Here is a 6,112-nt window from a genome sequence, read left to right on the forward strand (position 1 = left end):
AAGCAACCGTACATGTCGCACGGTTGCTACGGCAGCATATCCGGCGCAATGACCGCCCTGGACGAATTCGGACACGACCGCATGCCCTAGCGTCGGATTTGTGCGCATTGACGCAGGCGCCGTGCCGCGCACCAGATCGACAAACACATCATGTGCGGCCTGCGCATGTTGACTGGATGCGTGATCGCTGGCGGCAATGTCGGTAGCGACGTTGCCGCGTCCGTATGGGAAGCGCGCCCGCGTCTCCTGCACCGTTTTGTTCGCCTTGTGCAGCCGAGGGATGTCCTGGGGCTTGACCGGATCCCCGATGACGGCTTTGCTCAGCAAGTAGCCGGCGAGGGAGATATTAGGATCGGAGAGCGACTCGCCCCGTCGCCGACGCTTGGGCAAATCGCTCAACAGCCCATTCACAACACCCACAAAGGATTGCCGCGTCTGCTGCGGAAGGGGAGGCGCGTCCTCTTGGCGGGGCGAGTGCGGGCCGTTGTTTGTCGTTGAGATAGTGCAACCCATTTTGAGATTCCCGCACCGTTATTGATGGCCTTGCAGTACTTGTAGAGTGGGTGAAGAATTGCAGCCTACGACGTGCATCCCCGATCAGGTGGCCCGCAGCCGCGCCAGCAGCGACGTACTGGCGTAACCGTCCTGCGGCAATTGCTGGCTACGCTGGAATGCACGGATTCCCTGGCGAGTTCGCGTCCCCAGCACACCGTCGACGACGCCCACGTCGAATCCCTTGTCGGTCAGCCTCTGCTGCAGCTCGGTGATCTGAGCCGTGCTATTGAGCGGCGGATCGTCTTTGGGCCAGGGTTGCTCAACCCCGGCCTCGCCCGCGTAGCCATCTGCCAGCAAGCCGACCGCAAGGGCATAGGCAGTGGAATTGTTGTAGCGCAGAATGCTGCGGAAATTGTCGAACACCAGGAATGCCGGGCCGCGGTATCCGGTGGGCAACAACACCGATGCTTGCTGCTGCGCCAGTGCGGGCGCAATCGGCTTGCGGGGCGCCACGCCCAGGCGCTGCCATTCGGCGACGGTCTTCTTGATCGTCAGGTCGGCTTGCGCGTAGTCGAAGCCGGCTGACAGATGGACTTCCTGGCCCCAGGGAACAGCGCTGGTCCAATTGCTCTGTTTGAGATAATTCGCCGCAGAGCCCAAAGCGTCCGCATTGGAATTCCAGACATCCCGCTTCTGGTCGCCATCCTCATCGACGGCGTAGTCGCGATAGGTACTCGGAATGAATTGCGTTTGTCCCATGGCGCCGGCCCACGAACCCACCAACTGCGAGCGATCAATGCTTTTTTCCGTCTGCAGGATCTGCAGGGCCGCAAGCAGCTGCGTGTTGCCGTACGTGGTGCGCCGCCCCTCATGGGCCAGTGTCGCCAGCGAGCGAATTACATAGAAGTCCCCGATTTGCTTGCCGTACCCGCTTTCCATGCTCCAGATGGCGGTCAGGATGCCCGGATCCACACCGTATTGCTGCCGCAACTTCTGAAAGAGGGCGTGCTGGCTGATCAGTAGCTGCTGTCCTTCCTGGATGGCGGAAGGTGTGACACGCGCGTCGAGATACTCCCATAGATAGCGGGTGAATTCGGGTTGCTGCTGATCCAGTGCCTGCACCGATGGATCGGGTGTGACACCAGCGAATGCGTTGTCCAGCGTGGTGGCTTCAATGCCGGCGGCAAGCGCACGCTGGCGGAAGTCGGCCAGCCACTGTTCGAAGCTCGCAGTGGGTGCGGGATCCTGCTGTTGCCCACCGGCGTCGGTTGCGGAGGATGCGGCTGTTTCGGGAGCGATGGCTTGCGCTGCTGCGCTGGTTGCGGCGGCCACACAGACGCTGACACCGAGCGATAAACGCAAAAGGCGCGAGGGCATGATCATGAGATACCGGAGGTGGTGGTTGAGTGGCACTCTAGTCCTCCTGTTCCCCGAATGTAATTATATCAGCTATGCGTCTTGAGCCGCGATGGGCAATCAATCGAGGGTCGGCAGGAATTCGCCGGTAAAAAAACAGCTGATTGCGTCCTAACGCGTTGTCGCCGCAAGAATTCTTCGGGAGAAGTCGATCGGCGACACTTCCCGCTTGAGATCGAGCGTGTAGTCGCCAAACCTATTTATGTGCGAGGTCTTTTCGTGCCGGATCCGCGCAAACGCTACGAGGGCCTAGCCATCGACAACGTCCGTATGCCGCTACGCGACGACCTACTGATCAGGCACTTCATTCAGATGTCGGAAGCGATCGTTCGGGTTATGAATCGTGGCGAGCGAGCATCGCAGTATGGGCACGTTAGCGTTCCCGTCGATGAGATCCAGCCCCTTCTGCAGGCGAGTGATTTCCTCGGCCAATCACTCGGTGCAGGACTACGCGAGCATGCGCCGTGTCTGTGTGGCAGCGGCAGCAAGTACAAGCGATGCCATGGCGCGCAGGTGGAGGCGTTCTTCCGTCGCTGACGGTTGGTGCCCCTGGTCGGAATCGAACCGACGTGTACGCGCTTATCGGACGCGTGCGCGCACTAGGTCAGAAGGCCGGCGTGTTCAGAAGAGAGGCGTGGATGTCCGCCGCCGGCATAAAGCAATCTTCCTTGCATCTCAGTCGCTTAGGCAGGTTTTGGCCCAAACCGTAATGATTCCCTGCCGACCCTCATTACCACCGGGCGAACGGCTTTCCAGCTCACGCGTGCGAGCGCCCGACTTATCGGCTTTGCCCCGAGCTTTGCAACGGCGAGCGAGCAGGTGCCGCACCGTCGAGGTAGGCACCGCGCGGACTGTCCACGCAGATGAAGTTCTGCGCATCGTCGGCGCTGCCCTGGCCGATCCATACCGCCGATTGCGGATAGTGGCAGAGCGGCCGGGTGCGGACCACCCCCTTGGCCGGGTCGTCATTGGCGTATTTTGCCGCGACGATGCGTTCCGGTGCGATGCCTTGCTCGACCCACGCCTCCATCGCCGCCAATACGTCGTGCTGGCGATCGATGGCCAATGCGGGCGGCCCATACAGCGCGCCGAAGGCCGACGTGCCGGGTCCGCCGGTGAAGTGGCCCATGCCGGGCACCATGAACAGGCGGAAGAACTGCTGGGTCTGCGCAAGCGCATCCTCGGCCCTGCTGATCTGCGGGTTATCCAGCCATTGCCTGGCCACGACCGATTCGTAATAGGTGATCGCGCCTCGTGGCGGAACCACCGGATCTTCCCAGCCGATATACAGGATCATCTTGCCGTTGCGCGCGCGAAATCCGCTCAGATCTGCGGAGGTGGCGTCGATGACGCTGGCCAGCGGCTGGCCGGCGACCGGCTTGCGTTCGGCGCGGGCGACATCGGTATCGAAGTTCACCTGCGTATGGTCGAACCCGGCGCTGCCGGTATCCAACACCATGTTGGCGAAGAACTGGTTGGCGAGCACCGCATGGCCGCAGCCGGGAACGGCGGCGTTGCCGGTGACCCACTGGTTCCATGTCCCCGGCGTGGCGACTGCGAACGGCTCGAAACCGTAGTAGATGCGCTCGCCGGTGCGCGGGTTGACCGGGCCGGCAAGGATGGCGGTGAGCGTCTGCAGTTGCGGCGCAGTGAGACACGCGTCGCTCTCGGCACCGCTGCACAACAGCACGCGGGGATCGAAGCGGCACCGCCGCGGGTCGTTGACCACGCCGTCGGCCGTGTGGTCCTTTGCATCGCATTGGGCGAGCGCGGCGGCCTGGATGGCCGGCAGCTTGGCCGCCGAGATAGTCGCCGCCGGACTGCCGAACTGGGCGTCCTGCGACCACAGCCAGGAAAACGCGTTGTGGACCCAGGCGCTGGAAGGCGCATCGGCGACGATGCCATCGAAGGCGCCCGGAAAGCGCTGCGCTGCGATCAGCGCAGCGCGGCCACCATTGGAGGCGCCGAAAAAGTAGGAATAGTGCGGCGCGCGGTGCGTGTAGGCGGAAACCAGCGCCTTGCCGTTGGAGATCGTCGTGGCCAGCGCCTGATAGCCCCAGTCGAGGATCTTCTGCGGGTGGCCGAGCGCAAAGCTCGCATCGCCGATCGACGCCCGGTGGCCACCATCGGTGGTTGCGGTCGCATAGCCACGGCGCAAGGCGAAACCAAGCGACCTGTATTGAATGTTGCCGGCGAAGACGACCGTACCGACCTGCAGGTAGTTCTGGTTCCAGCCTGCGGACGGGATCCACACCTCGAACCCAATTTCCGAATCGCTGGCCGGCCGCGACACACCGACGACGCGACAGAACGCCGGCAGTGCGTCGAGCACGGTACCGTCCGGCGCGGTGAAGGCACCGGCGGGCACGTCGGTAGCGCTGCTGATCGTGGTGGACGGCAGCGACAGCGCGAGCAGGTCGGCGCAAGCGGCCGACGCCGATGCCGTTGTCAGCAAAGCGCCCATTGCCGCCAGCGTCCGTAACAACACGCGTAACCCGTTCAATCGCAACATGAGCATTTCCTTTGGTTGAAGAGCAGGGGGCACCGGCTATGCCCTTGGTCTCACGAATACTGCGAGTTGTCACCAACCGCCCAGCCTCTGCGCTGGGCGTTTTGTTGGCGACAGCTCTCTGTCATTTGGGGACGAAAGTGCTATGGCCGCGTCCCCGTAAGGACATAGAGGATATCTACGCCAATGTGGTGCGCAGCGATGAGATATGCGCCACCCGGTAGGTTCGTGTCCTTTTCGAAATACAGCTGCGCCCACCGACTGACAGAACAGCGCTCGGCCATTTCGATTTGAGTAAGGCCGAGGCGCTTTCGCTCCGTCAGAAGACGTGCGCCGACGGTCTCGGGGAGCGCGGCTGTAGTTGTACGTGGGTTTGAACTCATGTTCACCAATGCCCCGGCTTATCGATTGCCTTGCCAGGCTTATGAACGCGTTTCGGTAGCTGGGCGGCCGCGAGCTCATCATCCAAAATGTATTGACGTGTCCAGTCAGCGCGGCTCGACAGCGAGACGCTGACTCTTCTGTCCGCTTCACCATCGATCGGCGGCCTGCGTGGCGTGACCACGCCTAGCGCGATGGTCGGGAAGTCCTCGCGGATAGCTGCAAGGACCGGTTCGATATCGCTATCGTTGGAGCACACAACCAGCTGCTGATAGCGCGCCGACGCAGCATCGCGATACATGGCCAGCGCCAGGTTCACATCGGTCTGTTTCTCTTCGAGCTTCCAGACCCGAACCCGTCGCGCCCGATCATACGGCTGGCCGCTGACAAACTCCGGCAGAAGGGTTCCCGCCTTGTCCCAGCTGTGTTTGCCTAACGTCGTGGCGAATCGTTGTGGGTGGGTGTGTGCGAGCGCGCGCAGATATGTCGCTTGCGTTTCCGAGGCCTGCTTGTGGGTCGCAAACCGACCCAGCGCCGGCGCTGTGAAATATCGGACGTGCAGCAGATCGGTGGTCGGGTCTTGGTCATGCAGGAGGCGATCGAACAGTGCGACCACATCGAGCCACTTGAATGCGGTCCCACGGATGCGCCCGTAGTACAGGTTGTAGCCATCGATGTAGACGGCAGTCGCTTTGGCGATGGTCACATGGAGCTTCCTGCGGACATGAAAAAACCGCCTTGCGGCGGTTTTTTCGTCCCAAGCCGTTACCCCAACTGAATGGGGGCGACAAGGGAAGAGTGGTGAGGCTAGCCTAACGGATGCGCCCGGGCGATGCAATAGCAATTGCATACCGCCCTGACAAGCAAATGCTCTACCGCCCGGCTACGCAAAAGCCCTATCGCTTGGCAGACGCGCCACTGCGTGGAATTGGCAGTTATGTGCGCCAGGCCCTTCGCCGCGATAGTGCTTGCAGCGTGGCTTCAAATGATCGAGCATCAAACATCGAAGTTTGATAGGTCGATCATGACATCCCCCATTTCCATCACCACCCTCGCCGCCCTCGCCAGTGCCGGCGTGCTGCGCACCGTGCAGCTGGTCGGCCAGGTCGGCGGCTACGCGGTCATGGTGCGCGTGGGCCAAACCGAAAAGCAACTGACTGGCCAGCGCGGCGAGCCGCGCGTGTTTGCCTCGCTCGACACCGCCGCCGCCCAGCTGCTGGCGCTAGGCGTGACCGTGTTCGAGGTGCTGCCGGCCAACTACGTGCACGCCCCCAAGATCTACCGACGCGGCCGCCCGGCCGCGTTGAAGGC

4 protein-coding genes, 1 tRNA gene and 3 pseudogenes are annotated in these 6,112 nt (G+C 62.4%); 2 read left to right on the top strand and 6 right to left on the bottom strand.

Annotated elements, in window-relative coordinates; all coding sequences use genetic code 11:
* Together avrXacE2 and XpopCFBP1817_RS18935 are read right to left on the bottom strand one after the other, a co-directional pair.
* Positions 1-513 (bottom strand): annotated as a pseudogene (avrXacE2, locus tag XpopCFBP1817_RS18930) (type III secretion system effector avirulence protein AvrXacE2); the annotation flags it as partial.
* Between the two features lie 84 nt (positions 514-597).
* Positions 598-1,878, bottom strand: a complete 1,281-nt coding sequence (locus tag XpopCFBP1817_RS18935; protein WP_128418283.1) for a lytic murein transglycosylase — start codon at positions 1,876-1,878, stop codon at positions 598-600.
* 369 nt (positions 1,879-2,247) lie between these two features.
* Here XpopCFBP1817_RS18935 and XpopCFBP1817_RS24165 point away from each other — a divergent pair, with 369 nt between their 5' ends.
* The gene (locus XpopCFBP1817_RS24165; protein ID WP_425479132.1) at positions 2,248-2,448 is read left to right on the top strand and encodes an SEC-C metal-binding domain-containing protein; all 201 of its coding nucleotides are present in this window, start codon (positions 2,248-2,250) and stop codon (positions 2,446-2,448) included.
* Positions 2,449-2,452: 4 nt separating this feature from the next.
* Here XpopCFBP1817_RS24165 and XpopCFBP1817_RS21685 read toward each other — a convergent pair.
* The 4 genes and pseudogenes from XpopCFBP1817_RS21685 to XpopCFBP1817_RS18955 all read right to left on the bottom strand — a co-directional run bounded on the left by XpopCFBP1817_RS21685 (position 2,453) and on the right by XpopCFBP1817_RS18955 (position 5,507).
* Positions 2,453-2,528 (bottom strand) — tRNA-Ile (locus tag XpopCFBP1817_RS21685).
* Between the two features lie 161 nt (positions 2,529-2,689).
* On the bottom strand, positions 2,690-4,375 hold the full coding sequence (locus tag XpopCFBP1817_RS18945; RefSeq protein WP_167393981.1) for a tannase/feruloyl esterase family alpha/beta hydrolase: 1,686 nt from the start codon (positions 4,373-4,375) through the stop codon (positions 2,690-2,692).
* A gap of 194 nt (positions 4,376-4,569) precedes the next feature.
* A pseudogene (locus tag XpopCFBP1817_RS23345) lies at positions 4,570-4,704 on the bottom strand (XRE family transcriptional regulator); the annotation flags it as partial.
* Between the two features lie 101 nt (positions 4,705-4,805).
* On the bottom strand, positions 4,806-5,507 hold the full coding sequence (locus tag XpopCFBP1817_RS18955; protein ID WP_128418284.1) for an NYN domain-containing protein: 702 nt from the start codon (positions 5,505-5,507) through the stop codon (positions 4,806-4,808).
* A gap of 318 nt (positions 5,508-5,825) precedes the next feature.
* Here XpopCFBP1817_RS18955 and XpopCFBP1817_RS18960 point away from each other — a divergent pair.
* Positions 5,826-6,112, top strand: a pseudogene (locus XpopCFBP1817_RS18960) (hypothetical protein); the annotation flags it as partial.

The sequence above is a fragment of the Xanthomonas populi genome, assembly GCF_002940065.1.
GTDB lineage: Bacteria > Pseudomonadota > Gammaproteobacteria > Xanthomonadales > Xanthomonadaceae > Xanthomonas > Xanthomonas populi.

Coding starts and splice junctions, on each gene's coding strand:
- XpopCFBP1817_RS18935 (WP_128418283.1), bottom strand. CDS start 1,878: ATGATCATGCCCTCGCGCCTTTTGCGTTTATCGCTCGGTGTCAGCGTC.
- XpopCFBP1817_RS24165 (WP_425479132.1), top strand. CDS start 2,248: ATGAATCGTGGCGAGCGAGCATCGCAGTATGGGCACGTTAGCGTTCCC.
- XpopCFBP1817_RS18945 (WP_167393981.1), bottom strand. CDS start 4,375: ATGGGCGCTTTGCTGACAACGGCATCGGCGTCGGCCGCTTGCGCCGAC.